General features: G+C 67.3%; 24 protein-coding genes and 1 pseudogene. 6 read left to right on the forward strand and 19 right to left on the reverse strand.

The annotated features are described in order from the left end of the window. Positions 1-9 precede the first annotated feature (9 nt). The 4 genes from E1J61_RS22545 to E1J61_RS22560 all read right to left on the reverse strand — a co-directional run bounded on the left by E1J61_RS22545 (position 10) and on the right by E1J61_RS22560 (position 4,337). On the reverse strand, positions 10-876 hold the full coding sequence (locus E1J61_RS22545; RefSeq protein ID WP_133096221.1) for a xanthine dehydrogenase family protein subunit M: 867 nt from the start codon (positions 874-876) through the stop codon (positions 10-12). Further along, entirely contained in the window at positions 873-3,245 is a 2,373-nt protein-coding gene (locus E1J61_RS22550; protein WP_133096222.1) for a xanthine dehydrogenase family protein molybdopterin-binding subunit, read from the reverse strand. Before E1J61_RS22550 ends, E1J61_RS22545 begins: the two co-directional genes overlap by 4 nt. After that, positions 3,242-3,739: a (2Fe-2S)-binding protein gene (locus tag E1J61_RS22555; RefSeq protein ID WP_133096223.1), complete on the reverse strand. Its 498-nt coding sequence runs from the start codon at positions 3,737-3,739 to the stop codon at positions 3,242-3,244. The genes E1J61_RS22550 and E1J61_RS22555 overlap by 4 nt, the downstream gene beginning before the upstream one ends. 121 nt (positions 3,740-3,860) lie before the next feature. After that, positions 3,861-4,337, reverse strand: coding sequence for a carbon monoxide dehydrogenase subunit G (locus tag E1J61_RS22560; RefSeq protein ID WP_133096224.1), 477 nt, complete (start codon positions 4,335-4,337; stop codon positions 3,861-3,863). Positions 4,338-4,762: 425 nt separating this feature from the next. On the opposite strand from E1J61_RS22560, the gene E1J61_RS22565 reads away from it, so the two are divergent. The 4 genes from E1J61_RS22565 (at position 4,763) to E1J61_RS22580 (ending at position 9,811) form a co-directional block, all read left to right on the forward strand. Continuing rightward, positions 4,763-5,947: an acetyl-CoA C-acyltransferase gene (locus tag E1J61_RS22565; RefSeq protein WP_133096225.1), complete on the forward strand. Its 1,185-nt coding sequence runs from the start codon at positions 4,763-4,765 to the stop codon at positions 5,945-5,947. A gap of 28 nt (positions 5,948-5,975) precedes the next feature. Next, a complete protein-coding gene (locus E1J61_RS22570) occupies positions 5,976-6,767 on the forward strand; it encodes an enoyl-CoA hydratase/isomerase family protein (protein ID WP_133096226.1) in 792 nt (263 codons plus the stop codon). Between the two features lie 2 nt (positions 6,768-6,769). Further along, positions 6,770-8,707 carry an acyl-CoA synthetase gene (locus tag E1J61_RS22575; protein ID WP_133096227.1) on the forward strand — a complete coding sequence of 646 codons (1,938 nt, stop codon included), beginning with the start codon at positions 6,770-6,772 and terminating at the stop codon, positions 8,705-8,707. Positions 8,708-8,809: 102 nt separating this feature from the next. Continuing rightward, positions 8,810-9,811: a tripartite tricarboxylate transporter substrate binding protein gene (locus E1J61_RS22580; RefSeq protein WP_133096228.1), complete on the forward strand. Its 1,002-nt coding sequence runs from the start codon at positions 8,810-8,812 to the stop codon at positions 9,809-9,811. Between the two features lie 48 nt (positions 9,812-9,859). On the opposite strand, the gene E1J61_RS22585 is transcribed toward E1J61_RS22580, so the two are convergent. The 8 genes from E1J61_RS22585 to E1J61_RS22620 all read right to left on the reverse strand — a co-directional run bounded on the left by E1J61_RS22585 (position 9,860) and on the right by E1J61_RS22620 (position 16,912). Continuing rightward, positions 9,860-10,669, reverse strand: coding sequence for an oxepin-CoA hydrolase, alternative type (locus E1J61_RS22585; protein WP_133096229.1), 810 nt, complete (start codon positions 10,667-10,669; stop codon positions 9,860-9,862). A gap of 37 nt (positions 10,670-10,706) precedes the next feature. Further along, the gene (locus E1J61_RS22590) at positions 10,707-11,645 is read right to left on the reverse strand and encodes a 2-dehydropantoate 2-reductase (RefSeq protein WP_133096230.1); all 939 of its coding nucleotides are present in this window, start codon (positions 11,643-11,645) and stop codon (positions 10,707-10,709) included. A gap of 12 nt (positions 11,646-11,657) precedes the next feature. Next, a complete protein-coding gene (locus E1J61_RS22595) occupies positions 11,658-12,116 on the reverse strand; it encodes a MaoC family dehydratase (RefSeq protein WP_133096231.1) in 459 nt (152 codons plus the stop codon). Positions 12,117-12,158: 42 nt separating this feature from the next. After that, entirely contained in the window at positions 12,159-13,346 is a 1,188-nt protein-coding gene (locus E1J61_RS22600; RefSeq protein ID WP_133096232.1) for a thiolase family protein, read from the reverse strand. Between the two features lie 28 nt (positions 13,347-13,374). Further along, on the reverse strand, positions 13,375-13,575 hold the full coding sequence (locus E1J61_RS22605; RefSeq protein ID WP_133096233.1) for a hypothetical protein: 201 nt from the start codon (positions 13,573-13,575) through the stop codon (positions 13,375-13,377). Positions 13,576-13,586: 11 nt separating this feature from the next. Further along, on the reverse strand, positions 13,587-15,188 hold the full coding sequence (locus E1J61_RS22610) for a DHA2 family efflux MFS transporter permease subunit (RefSeq protein ID WP_133096234.1): 1,602 nt from the start codon (positions 15,186-15,188) through the stop codon (positions 13,587-13,589). After that, the gene (locus E1J61_RS22615) at positions 15,188-16,315 is read right to left on the reverse strand and encodes an HlyD family secretion protein (RefSeq protein WP_133096235.1); all 1,128 of its coding nucleotides are present in this window, start codon (positions 16,313-16,315) and stop codon (positions 15,188-15,190) included. The genes E1J61_RS22610 and E1J61_RS22615 overlap by 1 nt, the downstream gene beginning before the upstream one ends. A 108-nt stretch (positions 16,316-16,423) precedes the next feature. Beyond that, positions 16,424-16,912 (reverse strand): helix-turn-helix domain-containing protein, encoded by a 489-nt coding sequence (locus tag E1J61_RS22620; RefSeq protein ID WP_133096236.1) that lies wholly within the window; start codon positions 16,910-16,912, stop codon positions 16,424-16,426. Positions 16,913-17,055: 143 nt separating this feature from the next. Here E1J61_RS22620 and E1J61_RS22625 point away from each other — a divergent pair, with 143 nt between their 5' ends. After that, positions 17,056-18,546 carry an efflux transporter outer membrane subunit gene (locus E1J61_RS22625; RefSeq protein WP_133096237.1) on the forward strand — a complete coding sequence of 497 codons (1,491 nt, stop codon included), beginning with the start codon at positions 17,056-17,058 and terminating at the stop codon, positions 18,544-18,546. Between the two features lie 65 nt (positions 18,547-18,611). Here the strand turns inward: E1J61_RS22625 and E1J61_RS22630 are convergent, their stop codons facing one another. Both E1J61_RS22630 and E1J61_RS22635 read right to left on the reverse strand, forming a co-directional pair. Further along, a complete protein-coding gene (locus E1J61_RS22630; protein ID WP_133096238.1) occupies positions 18,612-19,913 on the reverse strand; it encodes an ATP-binding protein in 1,302 nt (433 codons plus the stop codon). Next, on the reverse strand, positions 19,910-20,653 hold the full coding sequence (locus tag E1J61_RS22635; RefSeq protein ID WP_133096239.1) for a response regulator: 744 nt from the start codon (positions 20,651-20,653) through the stop codon (positions 19,910-19,912). The genes E1J61_RS22630 and E1J61_RS22635 overlap by 4 nt, the downstream gene beginning before the upstream one ends. A 303-nt stretch (positions 20,654-20,956) precedes the next feature. On the opposite strand from E1J61_RS22635, the gene E1J61_RS22640 reads away from it, so the two are divergent. Next, positions 20,957-21,760, forward strand: coding sequence for an SDR family oxidoreductase (locus tag E1J61_RS22640; protein ID WP_133096240.1), 804 nt, complete (start codon positions 20,957-20,959; stop codon positions 21,758-21,760). Positions 21,761-21,865: 105 nt separating this feature from the next. On the opposite strand, the pseudogene E1J61_RS38365 reads toward E1J61_RS22640, so the two are convergent. The 5 genes and pseudogenes from E1J61_RS38365 to E1J61_RS22665 form a co-directional block, all read right to left on the reverse strand. After that, positions 21,866-21,952, reverse strand: a pseudogene (locus tag E1J61_RS38365) (MarR family transcriptional regulator); the annotation flags it as partial. A gap of 19 nt (positions 21,953-21,971) precedes the next feature. Continuing rightward, the gene (locus E1J61_RS22650) at positions 21,972-22,472 is read right to left on the reverse strand and encodes a DUF1097 domain-containing protein (protein ID WP_133096241.1); all 501 of its coding nucleotides are present in this window, start codon (positions 22,470-22,472) and stop codon (positions 21,972-21,974) included. 58 nt (positions 22,473-22,530) lie between these two features. Continuing rightward, positions 22,531-22,950 carry an organic hydroperoxide resistance protein gene (locus E1J61_RS22655; RefSeq protein ID WP_133096242.1) on the reverse strand — a complete coding sequence of 140 codons (420 nt, stop codon included), beginning with the start codon at positions 22,948-22,950 and terminating at the stop codon, positions 22,531-22,533. A 33-nt stretch (positions 22,951-22,983) separates the two neighbouring features. Beyond that, entirely contained in the window at positions 22,984-23,304 is a 321-nt protein-coding gene (locus E1J61_RS22660) for a hydroxyquinol 1,2-dioxygenase (protein ID WP_133096243.1), read from the reverse strand. 313 nt (positions 23,305-23,617) lie between these two features. Then, positions 23,618-24,682: a VWA domain-containing protein gene (locus E1J61_RS22665; protein ID WP_133096244.1), complete on the reverse strand. Its 1,065-nt coding sequence runs from the start codon at positions 24,680-24,682 to the stop codon at positions 23,618-23,620. Positions 24,683-24,790 lie beyond the last annotated feature (108 nt).

Here is a 24,790-nt window from a genome sequence, read left to right on the forward strand (position 1 = left end):
TCGGGAGACTCAGGTTGTGCCCGGCGCCTTCAGCGCATCGGCAAGCGCGCGCTTCAGCATCACCCGGCCCAGTTGCAGCCGGTATGCCCCATCGGCAAAGTTGTCCTCCAGCGGGGGCACGTTGGCGAACGCGGCTTCGACGATGTCATCGACCTTGTCCGGCAGGTCCGCGAAGCTGCCTTCCAGCAACGCCCCGGCCTCCCAGGCGCGGAATGCGGTATCGGCAACGCCGGTGATGGCAATCCTCCCCCAGGTATAGCCGTCCTTGCCGATGTTGATCGCAACGGCCGCCGCGGCCACCGCATAGCCCGACGACGGATGGCGGAATTTGCGGTAGCCAACCCGTGCCGGCGCCGGCAATGGCACGTGGATGCGCGTCAGGATTTCGTCCGGCGCGACCGCAGTCGCCATGAAGCCGGCAAAGAACTCCGGCGCCGGAATGCGCCGGCTCCCGTGTGCGCCGACGACTTCCATCTCGGCGTCCATGGCAAGCACGACAGCCGGCCAGTCCGCCGACGGATCCGCGTGCACCAGCGCGCCGCCGATGGTGCCGCGGTTCCTGACGGTCGGATCGGCTATCACCGCGGCGGCCAGCGGGAACAACGGCGCCAGCTGCTTCAGTTCCGCGCTCGCCTCGAGTTCGGCGTGCGTCGTGGCGCTGCCGATGGAAATGGTTTCCTCATGGACCGCGATCCCACGCAGCTCGGGCAGTCGGCCGATGTCCACCAGCAGTGCGGGCCGCGCCAGCCTGAGCTTCATCATCGGCAGCAGCGTGTGGCCTCCGGCCAGGATCTTCGCCTCGGGATTCTGGACCAGCAGGGAGAGTGCCTGCTGCACGCTGCCGGCCCTGAGGTATTCGACTTCGTAGGGAATCATGTCGCGCTCCGGCTTTGTTGGATGGCACGCCAGACCTTCGGCGGCGTCAGCGGCATATCGAGATGGGATATGCCGAATGGCTTCAGTGCATCGCAAACCGCCGCCACCACCGCGGGCGGCGCACCGACGCAGCCCGCCTCGCCGATGCCCTTGACGCCGATCGGATTCGACGGTGCCGGCGAGACATGGAAGCCGGTGCGCATGCGGGGGATCTGCTCGATGCGCGGAAAGCCGTAGTCGAGCAGCGAACCGGACAGCAACTGCCCGGCATCGTCGTAGCTGGCTTCCTCATACAGCGCCTGGCCGATACCCTGTGCGATGCCGCCGTGCATCTGGCCGTGGCAAAGCATCGGATTGATCAGGACCCCGACGTCGTCGACCGCCACATAGTCCAGGATCGTCACGACGCCCGTCTCGGCATCGACTTCCACAACCACGGCATGGCAGCCATTCGGCGCTCCCAGGGCGACCGGCTCATAGAAGACGCGTTCATCCAGCCCTGCTTCAAAATCGCGGGGCAGCTTGTGCGCAAGGTATGCCATTCTTGCAACCTGCGAGAACGGGATAACGGTGGGATTGGCTGCGCTCGAGAAACGGCCATCTGCATAGTTCACTTCCTCTTCCGGGACTTCCAGCATGAAGGCGGCGATGCGCCTGGCCCGGGCCAGGATCTTGCCCGCTGCCATGTAGGCGGCACTGCCGCCCACGGGCATCGAGCGTGAGTTGAACGTGCCGTGGCCAGCCAGCACGCGGTCGGTGTCGCCCTGCACGACGTCGATATCTTCCATCGGCAGCTGCAAGGCATCCGCGACGATCTGCGCGAAGCTGGTGGCATGGCCGTGGCCCTGCGGCATCGAGCCGCTGAACAGCGTGACCTTGCCATCGGAGTGCACGCGGATATGCGCGCTTTCCCAGCCGCCGCGGTTGAACCCGACCTTTTCCAGCATCGGCGAAATGCCCATGCCGACCAGCTCCAGATAGCAGATCACGCCGATGCCGATATATCTGCCCTGCTCGCGCAGCGCCGCCTGCTGCTCGCGCCAGCGCCGGTAGCCGATCAGCTCGGTTGCCTGGTTCAGGCAGGCTTCGTAATCGCCGGAGTCCCATTTGCCGCGCGCGCCGTCGTGCGGCAGATATGGGAACTGGTCGGGTTGCACCAGGTTGCGGCGCCGCAGCTCGACCGGGTCCAGGTCCAGTTCGCCCGCCACGGCGTCCATCAGCCGCTCGATGATGTATGCGGCTTCCGGCCGGCCGGCGCCGCGGTAGGCGTCGACCGGCGTGGTATTGGTCGTCACCAGGTTCACTTCCACGTCGACCGAGGTAATCCGGTAGTTTCCCGTGATGTAGTTGGCCGTGTTGACGGTAGGGATGCCCGTCGCCATGTTCGACAGGTAGGCGCCGAGGTTGGCGTACGAGCGCAAGCGGATCCCCAGCACCTTGCCGTCGCTGGTGACGGGGGCTTCCACATACTCGGTATGCGCACGGCCATGGGTGGTCGCGACGAAGTTCTCGCTGCGCGTCTCGGTCCAGCTCACCGGGAGCCCGAAATGCCTGGAAGCGAACGCCACCAGCACCTCTTCCGCATAGAAGTGCATCTTCGCGCCGAATCCGCCGCCGATATCGGGTGCCACGATCCGGACCCGGTGCTCGGGCCAGCGCAGGGTTTCCGCCAGCCAGCGTCGCGACATGTGCGGGACCTGGGTCGGGACGATAAACGTGAGGCGCTCGTCGGCCGGGTCGAAGTTTGCGCACAGGGCGCGGGGTTCGAGCGGGCTGGGTATCAGCCGCTGGTTGACCAGCCGGATCGATACGACGCGGTCGGCCCGTTTCAATGCGTCCTCGTAGCTGCCGCCCTTGAGCCGGAAAGTGCCGATGTGATTGCCCGGCACGTTATCGTGGAGCTGGGGCGCGGAGTCCGCCAGCGCGGCTTCCGCATCGACGACCGGCGGCAACTCCTCGTAGCTCACCGAGACGAGTTCGGCCGCATCCGCCGCGATTTCCCGGCTCTCGGCAACCACCATCGCCACGGCTTCGCCGACGTACCGTACGCGCTCCGCCGCGAGGGCCGGATGAGGCGGCACCCTGGAATTGCCCACCACCCAGTTCGGCCGGATGTCGCCGACCTTGCCCTCGATATCCGCGTAGGTCAGCACGCCAACCACGCCGGGAAGCGCGCGCGCGGCCGAGGTGTCGATGTCGGTGACGCTGGCGTGGGCATATGGCGACCTGACAAAGGCGGCGTAGACCATGCCAGGGAACCGGTGGTCGTCGGTAAACCTGCCCTGGCCACTCATCAGCCGCTTGTCTTCCCGTCGCGTGACCGACTTGCCGATATACCGGGTCGTGCTGCCGTTCAGTGCTTCGCTCATCTGGAGGCCTCCGCTTGCATCACGGCCTGCGCTTCCCGCAGCCTGGTCGCGGCGAGCAGCACCGCATCGACGATGTTCTGGTACCCGGTGCAGCGGCACAGGTTGCCATGCAGCGCCTCCCTGACATCGGCCTCGGCCGGCGCCGGCTGGTGCCCGAGCAGCGCGCGCGCCGCCAGCAGCATTCCCGGCGTGCAGAAACCGCACTGCAGGCCATGCAGTTCGTTGAAGGCCTGCTTGAGGGCCTCCGTCGTGCGGTCATGCTCCATTCCCTCGATCGTGCGCAGTTCGCAGCCGTCGGTTTGCGCGGCAAGCACCGTGCATGACTTCACGGTCGAGCCGTCCAGCAGGACCGTGCAGGCGCCGCATTGCGACGTATCGCAACCGATATGGACGCCGGTCAGGTGCTTCTGGTCCCGCAGCATATGCACCAGCAGCCGCCTTGGCTCGATCTCGGTCACACCGGTCACGCCATTGATGGTGTTTTCAATTTTCACGGTCGCCTCTGTGTCTCCGTTATCACCTTCAGCATCAGTCGACGCGATACGTATCGTATTACGATCATCATACTAAAGGTCAAAAAATTTTTGGTGCACTACGCTCCATCCGGAAGCTTGCTCAGGAAGACGCTTCAAGGGAGGCACTTCGCTCCATCTCCTGCGTGACCAGCCGCTCAAAGCGGGAAAAGAACTCCGCGAGGAACTTGTTCGCCACGGAACCCACCAGGCGGGATCCGATCTGTGCGAGCTTTCCGCCGATCTGGGCCACGGCCACGTAGTGCAGCGAGGTCCCGCCATCGGCGTCTTCCAGCCGGACATCGGCGCCCAGCTTGCCGTATCCCGCGACGCCACCGCTGCCGTTGCCTTCGATGTGATAGCCGATGCCTTCCTCGTGGCCGGAAAAGCGGACGGTTCCCTTGAAGCGGGCCTTGATCGGCCCGACTGCCGCGACGATGACCGCGTCATAGCTGCCATCCTCCGCTTGCCCGTACTGCTCGCATCCCGGCAGGCACTGCTGCAAGGTCGCGGGATCATTCAACCGCTTCCAGACCTCTGCCCTGGAAGCATTGATTACCTGTGTGCCAGTGAATTCCAATATCTGCTCCTTTCGGCTGCTGCGATGCCGTCACCGCATGGCCGGACGCTCAATGTATCCAGCGTCTATATCGTAGGGAGCGCATCGGCCAGCGTCAAGGAACGGGACGCCATTTGCCCCTAGTGCTAACCCCTAGCGCTCCCAATCGGCTGGCGCCGCGATGCCAACGCTTTGACGGGGTGGTAAACCCGACCTTGCCCAACGACTCCTTGACGCCGTTGCAACGGCAATCCTAGGATGTAGACAGTGGATACACTGGGTGCCCGCGCCTGACCGCACTGGCGCAACCACGCAAGCGAAGCATCCGGCCTCTCACGCTTCCGATTGCGGTCCGACGCAACCACAGGCGCTCCAATCTATCCACTGTCTATATTCGATCCGGCGGGCCATCAACACCGCCTTCCATCCACTCCAAAGGAGAATCCATGTCGCGTGCAGTGATCGTTTCGTTTGCCCGCACCCCGATCGGCAAAGCCACCCGGGGCGCATTCAACATGACCCATGGCGCAACCATGGCGGGCCATGCCATCCAGCATGCCGTCCAGCGCGCGGGAATCGACGGCGCTGAAGTCGAGGACATCATCTTCGGCTGCGGCCAGCCCATCGCCGCAACCGGCGGCAACGTCGCCCGGCAAGGCGGCATCCGCGCCGGCCTGCCGGTCTCCGTCAGCGGCACCACCCTGACCCGCTTCTGCGCCTCCGGCCTGCAGGCGGTCGCGTTTGCCGCGCAGCGCGTGCTGATCGACAAGGTGCCGGTGATGGTGGCGGGCGGCGTCGAATCCATCAGCCTGTCGCAGCCGGTCACGCTGAAGGTCGCCCAGCAGGAGGCGTGGCTGGCGAAGCATCGCCCCGACGTCTACCTGCATATGATCGATACGGCCGAAATCCTGGCCGAGCGCTATGGCATGTCGCGCGAGCGCTCCGACGAGTTCGCCCTGCGCAGCCAGCAGCTCACCGTCGAAGCACAGAAGGCAGGCCGCTACGCCGAGGAAATCGTCCCGCTGGCAACGGTGAAGGCGGTGAAGGACAAGGTGACCGGCGAGACGTCGACGGTGGAATGCCTGCTCGAGGCCGATGAAGGGGTCCGTCCCGACACCACGGTGGCGGGCCTTGGTGCGCTGCCCGCCGTGAAGGGCGAGGGCTACCAGGTGACGGCCGGCAACTCCAGCCAGCTGTCCGATGGCGCCGCCGCGCTGGTGGTGATGTCCGAGCGTGAGGCCGAACGCCGCGGCCTGGAACCGCTCGGCTACTTTGTCAGCCTGGCCACCGCCGGCGTGGAGCCGGACGAAATGGGCGTCGGCCCGGTGCGCGCGGTGCCGCGCCTGCTGGAGCGCAACGAGCTTTCCATCGACGATATCGACCTGTGGGAGCTCAACGAAGCCTTCGCCTGCCAGGCGCTGTACTGCATCGACAAGCTCGGCCTGCCGCTGGAGCGCGTCAACGTCAATGGCGGCGCCATCGCCATCGGCCATCCGTATGGCATGACCGGCGCGCGCCAGACCGGCCACATCCTGCTCGAAGGCCGCCGCCGCAAGGCCAGGTATGGCGTGGTGACCATGTGCGCCGCCGGCGGCATGGGCGCAGCCGGCCTGTTCGAGTTCATCCACTAAGCACCCCATAGCAATAACGGAGACACCGATGACCGACATCACCGAGTACGACACCGTCTTCATCGACCGCGACGGCCCCTGCGCCGTCGTCACCATGAACCGGCTGGAGAAGTACAACGCGCTGAACACGGGACTGCGCAGCGACCTTTACGCGGCACTGTCGTCGCTGATGGCGGACCGGACGGTTCGCGGCATCGTCCTCTGGGGCGGCACCAAGGCCTTCGTGGCGGGCGGCGACATTCCCGAAATGCTCGCGCGCCGCCCGATCGAAGCCTTCGTGCCGACCAGCGGCGCGCCCGACCTGTGGGCGCTGATCCATCACAGCACCATCCCCGTGATCGCGGCCATCGCCGGGCCGTGCTTTGGCGGCGGCCTGGAGCTCGCGATGGCGTGCGACCTGCGCGTTGCCGCGGACAATGCCCTGATGGGCCAGACCGAGACCAACGTCGGCCTGATCCCGGGACGCGGGGGCACGCAGCGGCTGACCCGGCTGGTCGGCGCGACGCGCGCCAAGGAAATGATCTTTACCGGCGAAATCATCAAACCCGACGAGGCCTACCGCATCGGCCTGGTCAACAAGGTGGTGCCCGCGGACGAACTGCTGGCCGAGGCAAAGGCCTATGTGCAGCGCATTGCCGAGAAATCGCCGCACTCCATCGCGATGGCCAAGCTGATGATCAACAACGGCCAGGACGCCACGCTGGATACCGCGCTGATGCTGGAACAACTGGCCTTTGCCACGCTGTTCAGCACCGAAGACATGCATGAAGGCGGCGAAGCGTTCCTCAACAAGCGCCGTCCGGTCTATCGCGGAGTCTGATCATGACGCAGCTCACTACACGCGTGCAGGCAGCCGCCGACCTGGTGCAACCGGATCCCTACCGGCCGAGGCTGACGGTGACGGCGCTTGCCGATATCCGCCGCTTCGAGCAGACACCGCTGGCCGACCGCCGCCTGCCTGACAGCACCTATGAGTTGCTGCGCCTCGCGCGCGACCGTGCGCCGGAGGCGCCCGCCCTGCACTATTTCACCTCCGGCGACGAGCTCGCGAAGTCGGTCACCATCACCCATGCGCAGATGTTCGGGCGCATCACGCAGACCGCCAACCTGCTGCATTCGCTCGGTCTCGGCGCCGATGACGTGATCGGGGTGCTGATGCCGGTGACGCCGGAATCGCAATACGCGATCTGGGGTAGCGAGGCAACCGGCATCGCCTGCCCGGTCAACTGGATGCTCGAGCCCGAGATCATCGCGGCGCTGCTGCGCAATGCCGGCGCCAAGGCGGTGATTGCCTACGGCCCCGACCCGGATATCGAAGCCTGGAACAAGGCCATGCTGGTGCGCCGCGAATTGCCCGGCGTGCAGCACTGGATCAAGGCCGGCGGCGGCAAGGCAAGCGAGCCAGGCATCGTCGATCTCGACGCCGCGCTTGAGCGCTTCGGCGCCGGGTCGCTCGACAGCCAGCGTGTGTTCTCCCCGGGCGACACCGCTTCCATGTTCCATACCGGCGGCACGACCGGCACGCCCAAGCTGGCGCTGCACACCCATGGCAACGAAGTAGCGATGGCGTGGATCAGCGCGATGCAGATCGACGTGCAGCCCGAGGATGTCCGCGTCTGCGGCGTGCCGATGTTCCACGTCACCGGCGTGCTGACCAATTGCCTGATGCCGCTGGCCCGCGGCGCCTCGGTGGTGATGCTGACGTCCAGCGGCTGGCGCGATCCCTCTGTCATCCGCAACCTCTGGCAGATCGTCGAGCACTTCGGCGTCACCGCGCTCGGCATGGTGCCGAGCGTGGTCAACATGGCGCTGAATATCCCGGTCGGCGACGCCGACATCAGCTCGCTCAAGGCGGCCAGCTGCGGCACCGCGCCGTTGTCGGTGGCCGTTGCCGAAGCCTTCGAACGACTGACCGGCGCGCTGATCTTCGAGGGCTACGGCCTGACCGAAGGGACCGCGCTCAGCGCCACCAACCCGCGCTATGGCCAGCGCCGCATCGGCTCCATCGGCCTGCCGATGGCCTACCAGGAGATGAAGGTCGTCAAGGTGGCGGACGGGCGCATCCAGCGCGACTGCGCGCGGGGGGAACCCGGCATCGTGGTGGTGCGCGGTCCCAACATCTTCGCGGGCTACCTGAATCCCGAGCAGAACAAGGGCATCTGGTTCGACGGCGGCTGGTTCAATACAGGCGACCTGGGTTATGCGGACGAGGACGGCTACTTCTGGCTGACGGGGCGGGCCAAGGACCTGATTATCCGCGGGGGCAACAATATCGACCCGCGCATGATCGAAGAGGCGCTGTATCGCCATCCCGAGGTCTTCGATGCCGCCGCGGTCGGCCTGCCTGACGCACACGCCGGGGAGCTGCCGGTGGCGTATGTCGCGCTCAAGCCGGGCAGCACCTACCCGCTCGGCCGGATCAAGCACTACGCCTATGAGGTGATCCCGGAACGCGCCGCCGTGCCCAAGCAGTTCTACCTGGTCGATGCCATTCCCAAGACCGCGGTCGGCAAGATCCAGAAGAATGCGCTGCGCAGCGACGCCGTGCTGCGGGCGCAACGGCAGATGCTTGCCGAGGTCAATGCGCAGTCGCCCGTGCCGCTTGTCGATATCCGCATCGACGACCGGGGCGATGAGGGCCTGCTGTCCACGCTGGTGCTGCCGTCCGCGCTGAGCGTCGAAGAGCGGGAGGCCGCGGTCGCGAGCATCGACAAGGCCTTCACGACGCTGACGATCAAGTACGCGGTGGTCTACGAATAGTCCGCGGTCCGGTCGGCAGACCTCACCAGAAGCAGTGCCTGCCGGCAGCCGCCCCATCCGGGGATGCGCTGCCGGCCAGCACAATCCATAGAGGAGACAACCATGACTATCCAGCTATCGCGCCGGCGCCTGCTGCAAACGGCCTGCGGCGCCGTGCCGGCCATGCTCGCGCCATCCTGGCTGCGCGCCGAAGGGACCTATCCGAGCAAGCCGGTTGTGGTCAAGGTCGCATTTCCCGCCGGCGGGCCGGCCGATGAGTCGATCCGCGCGGCAGCCGTCGTGATGAAGCGAAGCCTTGGGCAGAACGTCATCGCCGACAACCTGCCGGGGGCGAGCGGCTCGATCTGTGCCATGAACGTGCTGCGCGCCGCCAACGACGGCTACACCCTGCTGGGAACGACCGGCATCGACTTCCTGGTCGCGCCGCTGACCATCGCATCGGCCAGGTATGCGCCGGAGAAGTTCAAGCTGGCGGGCTTCAGCGGGATGTCCGACTTCATCCTGGTGTCGAATCCCACGTTGTCGTTCAAAAACGTCGACGAGGTCATCGCCTACGCGAAGAACCCGAAGAACCGCCCGTTGTCGCTGGCGCACTGGGGCCCAGGCTCGGCACCCCACCTGGTCGGCGCCGACTTCCAGGCCCGTACCGGCGTGCGCTTCCTGGAAGTCCCGTACAAGGGCGCGGCACCGGTCACCAGCGATATCGCGGGTGCGCAGGTAGACCTGACCTTCATTCCGATGGGCGGCCCGACCTACGGCATGATCAAGTCCGGCCGCTTCCGGCCGATCGGCGTCGCCAGCAAGGCACGGCATCCGTCGCTGCCCGATGTGCCGGCGCTGGCCGAAACCAGCGGACTTGCCGACTTCGAGTACAGCCAGTGGGCAGGGGTGCTGGCGCCGCCGGACACCCCGGACCCCGTGGCGGCACGACTGGTGGAAGCCATGAATGCCTGGGTGGGCAGCCCGGAAAACCGCACCCGGCGCTCCGTCAACCTGCAGCGCGCGATCGAGCCGATGACGATGGCGCAGGCACAAGCCTTCCTGAGCACCGAACACGCCAAGCTGACCCGTATCGCCAGGAGCCTGAAGCTCGCCGGCCAGTAGGTCGGACAGTAATGCCCGGCGGCAATGCCGGGCAGCCGCGCGCCGCGGCTATGCCGGATCGCCGCGGCGCAAGCGGGCAAAGTCCACGGGACGCTTCTCCAGGAAGGCGGCGATGCCCTCCGCGGCTTCTGCGCCGCCCTGGGCCACGGCCATCGATACCCGTTCCGCTTCGAGCTGGTCATCGAGCGTGCGTTCGTGCGCATGCCGGCACAGCGCCTTGATCGAAGCCAGCGCCTGCTGCGGGCCCTGGGCAAGCCGCGCCGCCAGCGCGATCGCCGCCGCGCCGGCCTGCCCCGCCTCCACCAGCTGGTTGACCACGCCGAACTGCTGCAACTGCTCGGCCGTGATCCGGTCGCCGCTCAACGCGAGCTGCGTCAGCACCTGCCGCGACAGGCTCTGCGCCAGCAGGCCCGTGATGCCGCCATCGGGTGTCAGCCCCACTTTTACATAGGCAATCGAGAAGGCCGCGCCGGCGGATGCCACCAGCAGGTCGCAGGCCAGTGCCAGCGAAAAGCCCGCGCCCGCCGCGCCGCCCTCCACCGCTGCGACGATCGGCTTGGGAAAGTCGCGCAGCTTGCATACGACGTCGTGCAGGTGCCCCAGCTTCTCGATGCGCTCGTCGTAAGTCAGTTCGCGCCGCTTGCTGATCAATGTCAGGTCGCCGCCCGCACAGAAGTAGTCGCCGGCGCCGGTCAGCACGATAGCGCCGATCGCCGGATCGTCCGCGGCGGCGGCCAGAGCGGCGCGGATGTTGTCATAAAGATCCGCCGCGATGGCGTTGCGCTTGCCCGGGTTGTTGATGGTGAGCACGCGCACGCTGCCTTCGGTGCGTTGCAACAGGGAGGAAAAATTCGTCATGTCGTGATTCTTGATGGCTTGAGTGGGCGGACGCGGTTCAGGCAGTAGCCTGGCTGGCAGCGCGCTGGCGCTCGTAGACCTGCAGGTGGCAATAGGCCGCGCGGCTCAACGGCAGGTCGTTCCCGTGGGCGGCGGCGCGCCGGATCAGGTCGCCGACGATGGCGTCGGCTTCGATGCGTGGCGCGCCCTGCGCAATGTCCCGCATCATCGACGCGGCCCAGGTCGAGGTTTCGTCCAGCAGCCGTGACTGCATGGCGGCCGCAACGGGTTCGGGAATGGCATGGCCGCACAGTCGCGCCACCGTGCGGCATTCGGCCATTGCATCGAGCATCAGCCGGCGGCCATCCTGCGTCTTCATGATGTCCGCCACCGAGCCGCGCATCAGGCATGTCATCACTGCCCCGGCGGCGATCATGGCCCATTTGTTCCAGAGTTCCTGCCCGATGGCGCCCGATATTTCACGCGTGCCCGCCGCTCGCGACAGCAGCGCGTGGAATTCCGCGGCAATTGCCGACGCCTGCGCGGCACGCGACCCGATCACGAGCCGGTCCATGCGGCCGGCGTGCATGACGGTTCCGTCCGCCGCCAGCGTGGTCGCAATGTAGGCGACCCCACCCAGCACGCGTTCCCTGCCAAAGCACTGGTCGAGCGAGTCGTAGGCACCGAGCCCGTTGAGCAAGGGCAGCACCGCGGTGTCCCGGCCCACGGCGGGACTGACCGCCCGGATCGCGTCGGCCAGGTCGTAGGTCTTGCATGCCAGCAGGATGAGGTCGTACTGCGCGTCTACCTGGCCCGCCAGCGCGGTCCTGACCGGGCGATGGAAGTCGCCGAGTTCGCTGCGTATGGCAAGGCCGTGGCGTTCCAGCGCCTGTGCGCGGCCGGGCCGCACCAGGAAGGTGACGTCCGCGCCCGCCTCGATCAGCCGCGCGCCGTAGTAGCCGCCCATGGCGCCGGCGCCGAGTACCAGTATCTTCATGGTGCCTCCCGACTACGCCGTGCCGCCGGGACGGCACTGCACCACCAGGTTGACGACGCCGGCCTGCACCGCTTCGTCATGCTGGTTGAAGGTCGTGATGCGCACCTTGACGATGCCCTGGTCAGGACGCGATTTGGACGTCCGCACCTCCAGGATTTCGCTCTCGACACGCAGTGCATCGCCGGGCCGCACCGGCCGGGGCCAGCGCAGCTCCTCGAAGCCCGCGCCGATGATGCCGCCCGCGGGCCGGAGCTCGCCGTCGACCAGCAGGCGCATGGTCAGCGCCGCCGTGTGCCAGCCGCTCGCGGCCAGGCCGCGGAACAGCGTGTCGCGGGCAGCGGCTTCATCCAGGTGGAACGGCTGCGGGTCGAACTCGGCAGCGAAGGACTTGATCCGCTCGGGCTCGACGGTCAGCCGCCCCGAACCATATTTCTGGCCTGGCGCCAGATCCTCGATAAATTGGATGTTCATGGTTTGCTCCTCCAGGTGGTGATTGCGACGGCAACCGACGGATCAGGCCAGGGCCTCGAGCGCCAGCGCGATCCCTTGTCCTCCGCCGATGCACAGCGTGACGATGCCGCGCCGGATGCCGTCCGCGCGCATCGCATGCAGCAGGCGCGTCGTCAGCACCGCGCCGGTCGCGCCGATCGGGTGGCCGTGCGCGATCGCGCCGCCGTCGACATTGATAATGTCGTGGGGCAAGCCCAGTTCCGCCGCCACGGCCAGCGGCACGGCGGCAAAGGCTTCGTTGATCTCGATGCGCTCGATGTCGCCCAGCGCCCAGCCGGCGCGCTGCAACGCCTGCCGCACCGCCGGGACGGGACCCAGGCCGAACATGCCGGGCTCGACGGCGCCGACCCCGTAGGCCACCAGCCGGCCAAGCGGCTCCAGCCCGCGGGCTTCGGCCAGCGAACGCTCCGCCACGATCATGGCCGCGGCGCCGCTGTTGAGCCCGGGAGCATTGCCGGCGGTGATGGTGCCGTCGGGGCGGAACGCCGGCTTGAGCCGGCCGAGCGCCTCCAGCGTGGTATCGGGCCGGTTGGCTTCATCCACCTCGAAAGAGGTCGTACCGCCCTTGCCCTTGACCGCCACGCCGGCGATCTGGACGGCGAACCGGCCGTTCGCCTGTGCCCGCGCGAAATTGCGCTGCGAACGTTCGGCCCAGCGATCCTGCGCCTCGCGGCTGAGCTCATAGCGGGCGGCAAGCTCCTCGGTATGCCATCCGGAATGCTCGCCCGAGAAGGCGTCGTGCAGTCCGTCGTACAGCATGCTGTCACGCAGCACGGCATCGCCCATGCGCTGCCCCCAGCGGCCGGACGTCATCAGGTAAGGCGCACGGTCCATGTTCTCCATGCCGCCGGCGACGGCGATGTCGACATAGCCGAGGCGCACCTCGTCGGCGGCCGTGGCGATCGCCTGCGCGCCCGAGCCGCAGACGCGGTTCACGGTCATCGCCGGCACCGACACCGGCAGCCCCGCCCCGATGGCAGCCTGCCGGGCCGGGTTCATCCGGTTGCCGGCCTGGATCACATTGCCGAACACCACGCTGCCGACTTCGCCGGGATCGATACCCGCCCGTTCCACGCTGGCCCGGATCGCCGCGGCGCCGAGGTCGGTCGCCGCTATGGTCTTCAATGAGCCGTTGTAGGCGCCAATGGCGGTCCGCACCGGCTGACACAGCACGACATCTCTTGCATGCATTGCTTTCTCCCTGCCAAAAAACCAACGATCAATCGGTCACACGCGCTTCAGTCGTGGCGCCATGCGGCAAATACCCGGCGGCCGGCTCCTGAAGGTTGCAATACGTATTGCCCGCCCGCGAACAGGCTACGCCGGTGTCACGCGGGCGCTCATTGCCAGCGTATGCCAACGTCGCCCCGCCCGCGATCAGCGCGGCACACAGCAATCGTCTGAACAGAACGGCTTTCATGGCTGCCCCCATCAATGCGCATCCGCCGACGGGCCCTTCGGCGCCGCGACCTTGCGCATCAGCGGCACCATCGCCGTGGCGATGACGAAGCAGACCAGGATCACCAGGAACGCATCGCCAAAGGTCTGCGTCTGGGCCTCGCGCCAGGCCAGCCCCCACAGTTGCCTGAGCGCGGCGGTATGCGCATCGAGGGCGTCGTGCCCGGCCGCCACGAACTGGTCGGTGAGCCCTTGCAGCACGCTGCCCATGGCTTCATTGCGGATATTCAGGTGCTCCGCCTCGCGCAGGAAATGCATGTTGCCGCGGTCGTTGAGCACGGTCGCGCACGCCGCGATGCCGATGGCGCCGCCCAGGTTGCGCATCAGGTTGAACAGGCCGGAGGCCAGCTTGAGCCGCTCCGGCGGCAGGCTGCCCAGCGTCAGGGTCACGGTGGGCGCCACGGCAAATTGCTGTGCCATGCCGCGCAGCGCCTGCGGCAGCAGTAGCTGCGCGGCGCCCCAGTCGTGGGTGATGGGCGCAAAGAACCACATCGATACCGCGAACATCGCCAGCCCGGCCATCATCAGCCAGCGCAGGTCGACGCGGTTGGCGAGGAAGGCATAGAACGGGATCGAAGCCATCTGGAACACGCCGGTGGAGAACACCGCCAGCCCGATGTCCAGCGCGCTGAAGCCGCGCACCCGCCCCAGGAACAGCGGCGTCAGGTAGATGGTGGCAAAGATGCCGATGCCGGTAACGAAGGAAAAGAAGCAGCCAAGTGCGAAGTTGCGATCCTTGAGCGCCCGCAGGTCGACGATCGGGTTGGCGTAGGTCAGCGTGCGCCAGATGAAGGCCACGCCCGACACGCCGGCGATCCACGCCGTCGTCAGGATCACGTCATCGTCGAACCAGTCCCAGCGCGGGCCTTCCTCCAGCGTGTATTCCAGGCAGCCCAGGAACAGCGCCATCATCACGATGCCAAGGTAATCGGCTCCGCGCACCAGCGACCAGTTCGGCCGGTCGACCTTGACCAGCAGCGGCACCGCGATGGTGACGAAGATGCCCGGCACCAGGTTGATGAAGAACAGCCAGTGCCATGAGAAATGATCGGTGATCCAGCCGCCCACCGTGGGCCCGAGCGTGGGCGCCAGCGAAGCCAGCCCGCCGACGGTGGCCGCGGCGATCACGCGCTGCGGGCCGGTGAAGAACGCGAAAGCCGTGGTGAACACCATCGGGATCATCGAGCCGCCCAGGAACCCCTGCAACGCGCGGAACACGATCATGCTGTGGATATCCCACGCCACCCCGCACAGCAGGCTGGTCACGGTGAAGCCGGCCGCCGAGGCCGCGAACAGCCAGCGCGTCGACATCACGCGCGACAGCCAGCCGGACAGCGGAATGACGATGATCTCGGCGATCAGGTAGCTGGTCTGCACCCATACCGTTTCATCGGCGCCGGCCGACAACGCGCCGCCGATATCGCGCAGCGACGCGGAAACGATCTGGATGTCCAGCAAGGCGATAAACATGCCCACGCACATGGTGCCGAAGGCGAAGACCTTGGCGCCGGTGGACATCGCGTCCGGCGTCGTCGCCACGGCGGCCGCAGGGGTGGTCACGCTGGCCGTCGTCATCACTGCACCCGCGGGGTGGTCTGCGTGGCGGGATTGGCGGGATTGGTATCGACCTGCGCGATGACCGACAGGCCCGGGCGCAAGACCCCCAGCCGGGCGTCCTGGTCGTCAAGGCGGATCCGCACCGGTACGCGCTGGACGATCTTGGTGAAGTTGCCCGTAGCGTTCTCCGCCGGCAGCACGCTGAACTGCGCCCCGGTGGCGGGCGCCAGGCTCGCGACCCGGCCATGGAAGACGCGTCCGGGCAGGATATCGGCCTCCACTTCGACCGGCATGCCAGGGCGCATATGGGCCAGCTGCCCTTCCTTGAAGTTCGCGTCCACCCACAGCCCGTTGGCCGGCACGATGGAAAGCAGCTGGCTGCCCGCACCGGCAAAGGCACCGACACGTGCGCGGCGGTTGCCGACGGTGCCGTCCACCGGGGCGCGCAGCTCCGTATAGCTGAGATTGAGCCTGGCGATATCGCGCTCGGCGCTCGCCTGCGCCAGCGCGGCCTCGGCCTGCTGCTTCTGCGTGCCGATGACCTCAAGCTGGCGCTGGGCCGCCAGCAGCGCAGCGCGCGCCTTGTCGCCATTGGCCTGCGCCTGCTTGTAGTCGGAGTCGGCTTTCTGCGAGCTCTGGATCGAGACGGCTGCCTTGGCCACCAGGCTGGCGTAGCGGACCTGGTCGTCGTGCGCCCGCACCGTGTCGGCATTGGCCGCCGTGATGCCCGCCCTGGCCTGCGCGATCACCGCCTCCTGCAGCCGCGCGGTGGCATCCAGGTTGGCCAGCAGCGCCTTCTGTGCTGCCACGGCGCCTTCGGCCCTGGCCAGCGCCGCGCGATAGTCGCGGTCGTCGATGCGCACCAGCACGTCGCCGGCGTGGACCGACTGGTTGTCGGTCACCGCGACTTCGGCAATATAGCCCCCGACCTTGGCACCGATCACCGTGACATCGCCGCCGACGTAGGCATCGTCGGTGCTCTGCAGGTAACGGCCCGACGTCCACCAGTGGTGGCCATAGCCGATGGCCGCCAGACCCGCGACAACCAGCGCGCCGGCCGCCAGCAGGCGCTTGGAACTGGCTTTGGATTTCGGCTCGGGAACGGGTTCGGCACCCGCCCGGTCAGTCAGCGTATTGCTACTCATGGCACTTCCTTTCTGCTCTCTGCTCGTTGCTGTCGGGGGTCTGCGCCGCCTGTGGCGCGGCTGGGTCGGGAAATCGGGTGGTCGGAAAACTGGAAAGGGGGAACGGGATCAGGCTTCGGCCGAGCGGCTCAGCCGCTGACGCACGCGCTCGCTGGCGGCGGGGCCAGGCGTAATGTGGTAGTCGGCGCCGGTGACCGGGCTGCCGGTGGCAGGGTCGACCAGCAGGGGTTCCACGCGAGCGCCGGTGCGCCGGTCCGCCAGCTGCACGCTTTCGCCTTCGGGCGCGAGATGCTTGTTACCCCACGCCAGCATGGCCAGCAGCACCTGGCGGAAGTCGCGCCCGCGCTCGGTCAGGATGTATTCGGAACGCGGCGGCCGGTCGCAGTACTGGCGACGCTCCAGCATCCCTTCCTCGACCAGCGAGTTCAGCCGGCGCGTGAGCATATTGGGAGCGATCGCCAGGTTCTGCTGGAACTCGTCAAAGCGGGTCACGCCATAGAAGGCCTCGCGCAGGATCAGCACGCTCCAGCTGTCGGCAACGCGGGCCACGGTGCGTGCAATGGGACATGGCATTTGATCAAGGGGCTTTTTCGGCATGATCGGCGTCCTCTGAGAATCTAGTTGCTTTCAATTTGAAAGTTAGTCTAGAGTAGTCACTATCATCATGCAAGTTAGTTTTTCGGTTGTGCAGTATCCGCCGCTGTCGAGTCGTTGAAGGTCGCCGTTGAAAGGTGTTAGCAATGCCGCAAGATCCCTCCCGTTCTGCCCTCCATCCCACCACGCGCTCCCGTCTGCAGCGCCCCGGCGCCGGCATCGCCCGCGCCGGGGCGCTGCTGCTGGCGGCCGCGCTCGCCGCCTGCGCGGTGGGGCCCGACTACCAGACTCCGTCGTCGGATCTGCCGGCCGCCTACCCGCACGCCGCGGCATTGGAAGCCCGCGAAGCCACCCGCGAAGCGCCGGCGCTCGACAGTTGGTGGCAGGGCTTTGACGACCCCGCGTTGACCCGGGTGATCCGGCGTGCGCTGGAACAGAACCTCGACCTGGCAGCCGCCATCGCGCGCGTCGACCAGGCGCGCGCGGCGGCGCAGTACGCCGGCGCCGCGCTGCTGCCCGAAGGGTCGCTGTCGGGCAGCGTTGTCAAACAGCACCAATCGCTGGAAGGACCGCTGGGCAGCCTTGCCAACAGCCGGCCGGGCTTTGACCGCAACAGCACGGTGTACAGCGTGGGCGCCGGTGCGAGCTGGGAGATCGATGTGGCGGGCGGCCTGCGGCGCGGCGCCGAGGCGGCCAGCGCGGAAGCGCAGGCCGCTGAAGCCGAGCACATGGGCGTGCGCGTGCTGGTGGCCGCGGAAGCCGCCGATGCGTACTTCCGCGTGCGCGGCGCGCAGCAGCGCATCGCGATCGCGCAGCAGCAGGTGCGGACCAATGCCAGGCTGCTGGAACTGGTGCAGTTCCGTCTCGCCGACGGCGTTGGCGCGGAACGCGAACGAGCGCAGGCCGAAGCACAGCTCGCACAGACCCGCGTGACCATCCCGCCGCTGCAGATCGAGCTGGAGACGCAGCTGAACCGCCTCGACGTACTGATGGGCGCGCATCCGGGCACGTATGCAGCCGAACTGCTCGCGCCCGTCGGGCGCGCCACGGTCCCGCAGATTTCCGTGGCGCAAGGCCCCGCCAACCTGCTGCAACGCCGCCCCGACGTGATTGCCGCCGAACGCCGGCTGGCAGCATCGAGCGCCCGCATCGGCGTGGCCACTGCCGAGTACTACCCGAAGCTGTCGCTGTCGGCGCTGCTCGGGTTCGAAAGCCTTTCCGCCGGCAAGCTGTTCACCGCCGCCGCGTTCCAGCCTGCCGCTGCCGCGGGGCTGCGCTGGCGCCTGTTCGACTTCGGGCGGGTGGACGCCGAGGTAGCGCAGGCCAGGGGCGCCAACGCCGAGGCGCTGGCCACCTACCGCAAGGCGATGCTGCGCGCCACCGAGGACGTGGAAAACGCGATCATCGCCCTGACCCAGCTGGAATTGCAGAGCAAGGACCTAGCCGTGGAAGTGGCCGCGCACGCGCGCGCCCGCGGCGCGGCCGAGGATGCCTACAAGGGCGGCGCCGTCAGCCTGTTCGAAGTGCTCGAAGAAGACCGCCTGCTGCTGGCCGCGCGCGACCAGCAGGCGCGCGTGCGTGCCGACAATGCCCGCGCGGCAGTGGCAACGTTCCGCGCGCTGGGTGGCGGCTGGTAGTCCGGCGCGAAGGAGAGATCCGGGTGAAGGTCAACTGGCAGCAGGTCGCCGAAAACCACCCTGCCTCAGCCGAGCCTGAGCTGCGCCTCCAGCCCGCCGCCCTCGCGATTGCGCAGCGTCAGCGAACCGCCGATCGCCAGCGCCAGCTGGTGCGCAATGGCCAGGCCCAGGCCGGTGCCGCCGGTCTCGCGGTTGCGCGATTCCTCGAGCCTGACAAACGGCTGCACCACGGATTCAAGCTTCTCCGCCGGGATGCCGGGGCCGCGATCGAGCACGCCGATCACCACCACCGCGCCATCGCGCCGCACGCTCAGCTCCGCCGCCCCGCCGAACTTGATCGCGTTGTCGGTCAGGTTGGTCAGGATGCGGCGCAGCGCATGCGGCCGCGTCATGATGGCGCCGCCGATGTTCTGCAGGATCGTGACGGCCTTGCCGGTGTCCTGGTAGTCGTAGACCAGGCTCTCGACAAATGACCCGATGTCGATCCGCGATGCCTTCTCGCCGTCGCCATGCATGGCGCGCGCATAGGCCAGCCCCTCTTTCACCAGCGTCTCGATCTCGGCGAGGTCGTGCACCAGCTTGCGCTTGTCTTCGGAGTCCTCCGCCATCTCGGCGCGCAGCCTCATGCGCGTGATCGGCGTCTGCAGGTCGTGCGAGATCGCCGCCAGGATCTGCACGCGTTCCTCGACAAAGCGTGCGATGCGCTCGCGCATGGCGTTGAACGCGCGCGCCGCACGCACCAGTTCCGTCGGACCGGTCTCGGCCAGCGGCTTGCCCGCGGCGTTCGGGTCGAGCGCGTCGGCGGCATTGGCCAGCGCCACCACGGGACGCAGCGACAGCCGCACGGCCAGCCAGCAGCACAGCACCAGCAGCAAGAGCTGCAGCACCAGCACATAGGGCAGCCATTGCGCGACGGGTGGCGGCTTCGGATGCACGTCGATGGTCAGTGGGCTGCCATCGCTGAGGGTGAGGTGCGCCTGCAGGCGTTTGCCTTGCCCCGGGATCGACTCGACCCTGACGGGGAAGCGGCCGCCGCTCGCCTCGGTGATGCGATCGGCGATCTCCTGGGCCTGCTCGCTCATCTCCGGCATGCCTGGCAGACCCGGCCCCAACACATATTGGTAGTTGCCGCGATTGACGTACCGTAGCCACTGCGGCCGCTCCGCCGCGGGCAAGCGGTCGAGGATGGCGATCGACGTGGACACGTCGGTTTCCAGCGTGCCGAGCATCACCTGGCGCGCGGTGATGTAGCGCTCCCCAAACAGCACGCCGAACGACAGCCCATGGGCCACCACGAGCCCGGCCAGCAAGATCAGGAACAGCCGCGAGCCCAGCGTGCGGGGCCACGGCAAGGCGCGGAGATTCACTGCCGGGCCTCCCGGATCTCGACCGGCACCGAGAACACGTAGCCCTCGCTGCGCACGGTCTTGATGTAGCGGGGCTCGCGCGCATCGTCCCGGAGATGCTGGCGCAAGCGGCTGACCAGCAGGTCGACCGAGCGTTCGAACATTTCCGCCTCGCGGCCTTGCGTGAGGCTGAGCAGCTGGTCGCGGTTGAGCACGCGCTGCGGATGGTCGACAAACACGCGCAGCAAGCGGTATTCCGCGCCACTGAGCGCGACGATGATGCCATCGCGGTCGATCAAGTGCCGCGCCGTGGTGTCCAGCTGCCAGTCGCCGAACGCCAGCAGCTGGCCCGCTTCGGTGATCTGCAGGTTGGGCGGCAGCATGCGCGTCCTGCGCAGCACCGCCTTGATGCGGGCCAGCAACTCGCGCGCCGCGAAAGGCTTGGGGAGATAGTCGTCGGCACCCATTTCGAGGCCGAGGATGCGATCGGTCTCGTCGCTGCGCGCGGTCAGCATCAGGATCGGGGTGGTCTTGTGCTTGCCGGCTCGCAGTTCACGACACAGCACCAGGCCATCGTCGCCGGGCATCATCACGTCCAGCACGATCAGGTCGACGGCGTTGGCTTCCAGGATCGAGCGCATTTGCCGGCCATCCTGCGCTACGGTCACGCGCAGGCCATTCTTGGTCAGGTAGGTCGATACCAGCTCGCGGATTTCCCGGTCGTCATCGACAACCAGGACATGGTCGACGTGTGCATCCATCTCTATCCCCTCAGAAAAGTCAGGTGAACCGCCAGTCTGCGTCGACGCCATTGTATGGGTGGCGGCAATTCTCCGTGTATCTCACTGTATCCGGCGCAGCACACGCCACAATCCGGTACATATCCCGTTGCCTCCCGTACCGCACCCTCCCTCCCTGCATGAGCGCGCCGCCGGTGGCGATGGCAGAAAAAGTTGCATCTATGACATTGGCGCCATGCCATTGTGCCCCTACTCTTCAGTTCACGCAGCCGGCCATTCCGGCCACGGCTTCCACCCTCCTCCCCAGCACCCCGGAGCTCAGACATGACGACTCACATCCACGCCGGCACCGCCGTCATCACCGGCGCCTCGTCCGGCATCGGCGCGATCTATGCGGATCGCCTCGCGCGCCGCGGCCACGATCTCATCCTGGTGGCGCGCAATCGCTCCCGCCTCGAAGCGCTGGCCCGCCGCATCAGCGACGACACCGGCCGCTCGGTCGAGATCGTGACCGCGGACCTTGGCCAGGCTGCCGATGTCCGCCGCATCGAAGAACTGTTGCGCAGCGATGCCAGCATCACCACCCTGGTCAACAATGCCGGCGTCGGCGCCGCGGCACCGCTGGAGGTCTCGGACGTGGACAAGATGCAGGCGATGATCGAGCTCAACGTCACGGCCCTGACCCGCCTGACTTATGCCGCCGCGCCGGCATTCGTGGCGCGCGGCGAAGGCACCATCATCAATATCGCGTCGATCGTCGCGGTGGCGCCCGAGATCCTGAATGGCGTCTATGGCGGCACGAAAGCGTTCGTGCTGGCCTTTACCCAGTCGTTGCAGCATGAGCTTGCCGGCAAGGGCGTGCGCGTGCAGGCCGTGCTTCCCGGCGCCACGCGAACCGAGTTCTGGGACACCGCCGGCCATTCGGTCGAAAACCTGCCGCAAGGCATCGTGATGAGCGGCGACGACCTGGTCGATGCCGCGCTGGCCGGGCTTGACCTGGGTGAAGTGATTACCGTGCCATCGCTGCCCGACGACGCGGACTGGAAGGCGTTCGAGGCTGCACGCGCCGCGCTCGGTCCCAATCTGTCACGTGACCGGCCCGCGGCCCGGTACGGCGTGGCGCGGTAGTTCTCTGGTCGTTCCCTGTCGTCCCGATTCAGGGAGCCTTGCCATCGGTTTATTTCGCATGCGGATTATCTATATACTTCGCATGCGAACTTTATACCGATACTTGCTCACCCCGGGAGCGCCCAGATCGAGCGCCGCGGCGGCCTCGCTCATCAGCGCGCCATCATTCCTGCCCGGAAAAAACAGCTCGCCGTGATTGCGGGTAGCAGCGCTAGCGCGCCAGGCGTCCCTGCAGCACATTGCTGATGCCACCGCCCAGCGCGCCGAGCACCCCCGCCGCGACCAGTCCGGCCAGCAACGACGGAGTCGGAGGCTGGCTCGCGGCAAAGAAGCTGATCAGCCCCAGAAAGTAGGCAAGCGGGTTGTTGATGCCGGGCAAGGCCCGCAAGCTGAGCACGAGCACCACATCGGCGAATACAGCAAGCGGCGTAGCAAGGTTCCCGACGTGCGGGGTCAGCCATCCGATCAGCAGTGCCGTCCCGGCGCCAAACACGATGCCGAGCAGGAGTGCCACAAGATTCGCCAGGCCTTCGCGCACCGTCTGGCCGCGCGAGTTGTAGCCGACCCAGCCAAGGAACATGGCCCAGGCCGGCAACGCCGCGGCGAGCGTCACGAAAGTTGTCACTGCGGCCACCACGGCCCCGACCAGCGTAATGCCATGGAACGTGCCCGGCGAAATTGCCATGGCGGCAGGAGTGCTGGTGTTCGACATGGATTTCCTCCTTCGGTGAGTGGGACCGCCTGGCGAACGCAGGCGGATCCCCGGGTCTTCAGATCAGTTTGGTTTCGACATGGATGTTGCCGCGCAGGGCCTTCGAATACGGGCAAGTCTGGTGCGCGGTATCCACCAGTGCCTGGGCCACGTCGCGCTCGATGCCGGGAATCCGGACATTGAGGCGGGCCTGCAGCAGGTAGGCTTCGCCGGCCGTGCCCAGGTCGACTTCCGCGTCGACGGACAGGTCCGACGGCAGCCTGACCTTCATCTTGCCGGCAGCCAGTCCGATCGCGCCGATAAAGCATGCCGACCATCCCGTCGCCAGCAATTGCTCCGGGTTCGTGCCGGATCCGCTGGACCCTGGCGACGACAACTGCAGGTTCAGGCGGCCGTCATCGCTACGGGCTTCGCCGTTGCGGCCACCCGCGGTGATATGGACCTTGCCGGTGTACAGCACATTTTCGATGCGGGTCATGATTTGCTCCTTGATAGACGGTGATGGCGTGGGTCAGGCGTGTGCGCCGTCGAGATAGGGGTCGGCACTGCGCGCCGGTGCCGCGGAGACGCCGGTGCGGTCCAGGCCGGCCAGCGTCCGGGCGCCATCGGTGAAGGGATCGAAGCTGCGGGCGCCGTCGCTGTACGCGCTGCGCGGCTCCTGCACCGAACGCGCCCCTTCGCTGTACGGGTCGCGCGCATCCAGCACCGAGCGGGCGCCGTCGGTGTACGGGTCACGCGCGCCCACATGGGACAGGCTCGCGGCCTGGGCACCTGCCGCTGCGGCGGTCAAGGCGATGGCCAGTACGAAACGGCGGGCGATGTTGGTAGTCATGATTGGTTTCCTCAAGAATCGACGTTGAACTGTGAGCGCCCGGTGCTTGCTTTCGCTGGATTTCGGCGCCGGGCCACGGAACGTATTTAAGGAGACCGGTGTATCGCGCGTGTAGTGCAGGGAGGCCGATGCTGTCACCAAGCGTATCGCCCCGGCTGCGCAATACAAAGACATACAAAATCGCTGTCAGGTCCTGATCTGGCCTGGGCCTGATGCGCCCACTGGTAGCGGGTGCCGATGCCGCCCAACGAAGTCGTCCACGGCCGCTGTTGTCGCCCCGGCGCCATCCCGGCGCCGGCAGAGGTCTTTCAGTTCAGCGCCGGAACCACAGCAGCGACAGCCCGCACGCCGCCGCCAGCAGCACGGCCGAGGCCGCCGCCAGCAAGGCGCCGATCTCGATTGCCCTGCGCTCGAGCGCGAAACGGGCGCTCAGCCGGCGATACACCTGCGTCAGGTCCGCGGCCGAGCCTGCCTGGAAGTACTCGCCGTCAGTGAGCGCCGCGACCGCGCGCAAGGTGGGCTCGTCCAGCTGCATGTAGAAAGACAGGCCAGACACTGCCGCACCCCCGTCCTGCGGCATGCCGAAGCCCACGGTGTAGACGCGCACGCCGCGCTGGGCCGCCATGCGCGCGGCGTCCAGGGGGTCCGGGCCGGTGGTGCGGCGGCCGTCGCTGAGGAGGATCACCGCACCGTGCCGGTAAGAGCCCGGCAGCGCCGCCGGCTGCTCCAGGTCGCGCTTGCGGACGGCGTCCGCCGCCGCGGCCTCTGTCATCGATCTGCCACCCGGCCCGGGGGCGAGCGACTCGCCACTGAAGAGGATCGCTTCCAGGTCGATGCCATCGTCGGGAAACAGCATCGCCAGCGCCTGGATCAGCCCGCTGCCCGTCGCCGTGCCGCGCTGGAGCTGGAAGCGATCGATCGCGTCGATCATGTCCTGCCGGTTGTCGGTCGGGGGCAGCACCACGGTCGCCGTGGCGGCAAAAGAGACAATGCCCAGGCGCACGCTGGCCGGCAGCCCGACGATAAGATCCCGCGCAGCCTGCTGGGCCGCGCTGATCCGGGTGGGCGCGACATCGGTGGCCTCCATGCTGCGGGAAGTATCCATGGCCAGCACCAGGGTGATGGTGTCGGACGGCAGCGTGACGGTCGCCGTAGGACGGGCGCAAGCCAGCAGCGCCGCGCCCAGCGCGAGCAGGAAGAGCAGCGGCGGGATATGACGCCGCAGCCGTTGCCTGCGGCCCAGCGCGGCGCGCGGCAGCGCAAGGCTGGAATACAACAGGGCGATTTTCTTGCGCCGCGCAAGCAGGTACAGGTAGGCGGCTGCCAGCAGTGGGAGCAAGAGCAGCAGCCATAGCATTTGCGGCCAGAGAAACTGCATGCCCTGCTCCTTGGCGCGTGGGTAGGACGATGTTACTACTGTAGCTTCCCGGGCGGACCGGATCCCCGAGCGATCAGACCGGGTAACCGGCACATGCCATTTACCGCA

Origin of the sequence: Cupriavidus sp. L7L, from assembly GCF_004353535.1 — a bacterium.
Taxonomy (GTDB): Bacteria; Pseudomonadota; Gammaproteobacteria; order Burkholderiales; family Burkholderiaceae; genus Cupriavidus; species Cupriavidus oxalaticus_A.

Bases quoted from the DNA above. Each gene is read 5' to 3' on its own strand.
- E1J61_RS22545 (WP_133096221.1), bottom strand. From the start codon at position 876: ATGATTCCCTACGAAGTCGAATACCTCAGGGCCGGCAGCGTGCAGCAG.
- E1J61_RS22550 (WP_133096222.1), bottom strand. From the start codon at position 3,245: ATGAGCGAAGCACTGAACGGCAGCACGACCCGGTATATCGGCAAGTCG.
- E1J61_RS22565 (WP_133096225.1), top strand. From the start codon at position 4,763: ATGTCGCGTGCAGTGATCGTTTCGTTTGCCCGCACCCCGATCGGCAAA.
- E1J61_RS22570 (WP_133096226.1), top strand. From the start codon at position 5,976: ATGACCGACATCACCGAGTACGACACCGTCTTCATCGACCGCGACGGC.
- E1J61_RS22575 (WP_133096227.1), top strand. From the start codon at position 6,770: ATGACGCAGCTCACTACACGCGTGCAGGCAGCCGCCGACCTGGTGCAA.
- E1J61_RS22580 (WP_133096228.1), top strand. From the start codon at position 8,810: ATGACTATCCAGCTATCGCGCCGGCGCCTGCTGCAAACGGCCTGCGGC.
- E1J61_RS22585 (WP_133096229.1), bottom strand. From the start codon at position 10,669: ATGACGAATTTTTCCTCCCTGTTGCAACGCACCGAAGGCAGCGTGCGC.
- E1J61_RS22590 (WP_133096230.1), bottom strand. From the start codon at position 11,645: ATGAAGATACTGGTACTCGGCGCCGGCGCCATGGGCGGCTACTACGGC.
- E1J61_RS22595 (WP_133096231.1), bottom strand. From the start codon at position 12,116: ATGAACATCCAATTTATCGAGGATCTGGCGCCAGGCCAGAAATATGGT.
- E1J61_RS22600 (WP_133096232.1), bottom strand. From the start codon at position 13,346: ATGCATGCAAGAGATGTCGTGCTGTGTCAGCCGGTGCGGACCGCCATT.
- E1J61_RS22605 (WP_133096233.1), bottom strand. From the start codon at position 13,575: ATGAAAGCCGTTCTGTTCAGACGATTGCTGTGTGCCGCGCTGATCGCG.
- E1J61_RS22610 (WP_133096234.1), bottom strand. From the start codon at position 15,188: ATGACGACGGCCAGCGTGACCACCCCTGCGGCCGCCGTGGCGACGACG.
- E1J61_RS22615 (WP_133096235.1), bottom strand. From the start codon at position 16,315: ATGAGTAGCAATACGCTGACTGACCGGGCGGGTGCCGAACCCGTTCCC.
- E1J61_RS22620 (WP_133096236.1), bottom strand. From the start codon at position 16,912: ATGCCGAAAAAGCCCCTTGATCAAATGCCATGTCCCATTGCACGCACC.
- E1J61_RS22625 (WP_133096237.1), top strand. From the start codon at position 17,056: ATGCCGCAAGATCCCTCCCGTTCTGCCCTCCATCCCACCACGCGCTCC.
- E1J61_RS22635 (WP_133096239.1), bottom strand. From the start codon at position 20,653: ATGGATGCACACGTCGACCATGTCCTGGTTGTCGATGACGACCGGGAA.
- E1J61_RS22640 (WP_133096240.1), top strand. From the start codon at position 20,957: ATGACGACTCACATCCACGCCGGCACCGCCGTCATCACCGGCGCCTCG.
- E1J61_RS22650 (WP_133096241.1), bottom strand. From the start codon at position 22,472: ATGTCGAACACCAGCACTCCTGCCGCCATGGCAATTTCGCCGGGCACG.
- E1J61_RS22655 (WP_133096242.1), bottom strand. From the start codon at position 22,950: ATGACCCGCATCGAAAATGTGCTGTACACCGGCAAGGTCCATATCACC.
- E1J61_RS22660 (WP_133096243.1), bottom strand. From the start codon at position 23,304: ATGACTACCAACATCGCCCGCCGTTTCGTACTGGCCATCGCCTTGACC.
- E1J61_RS22665 (WP_133096244.1), bottom strand. From the start codon at position 24,682: ATGCAGTTTCTCTGGCCGCAAATGCTATGGCTGCTGCTCTTGCTCCCA.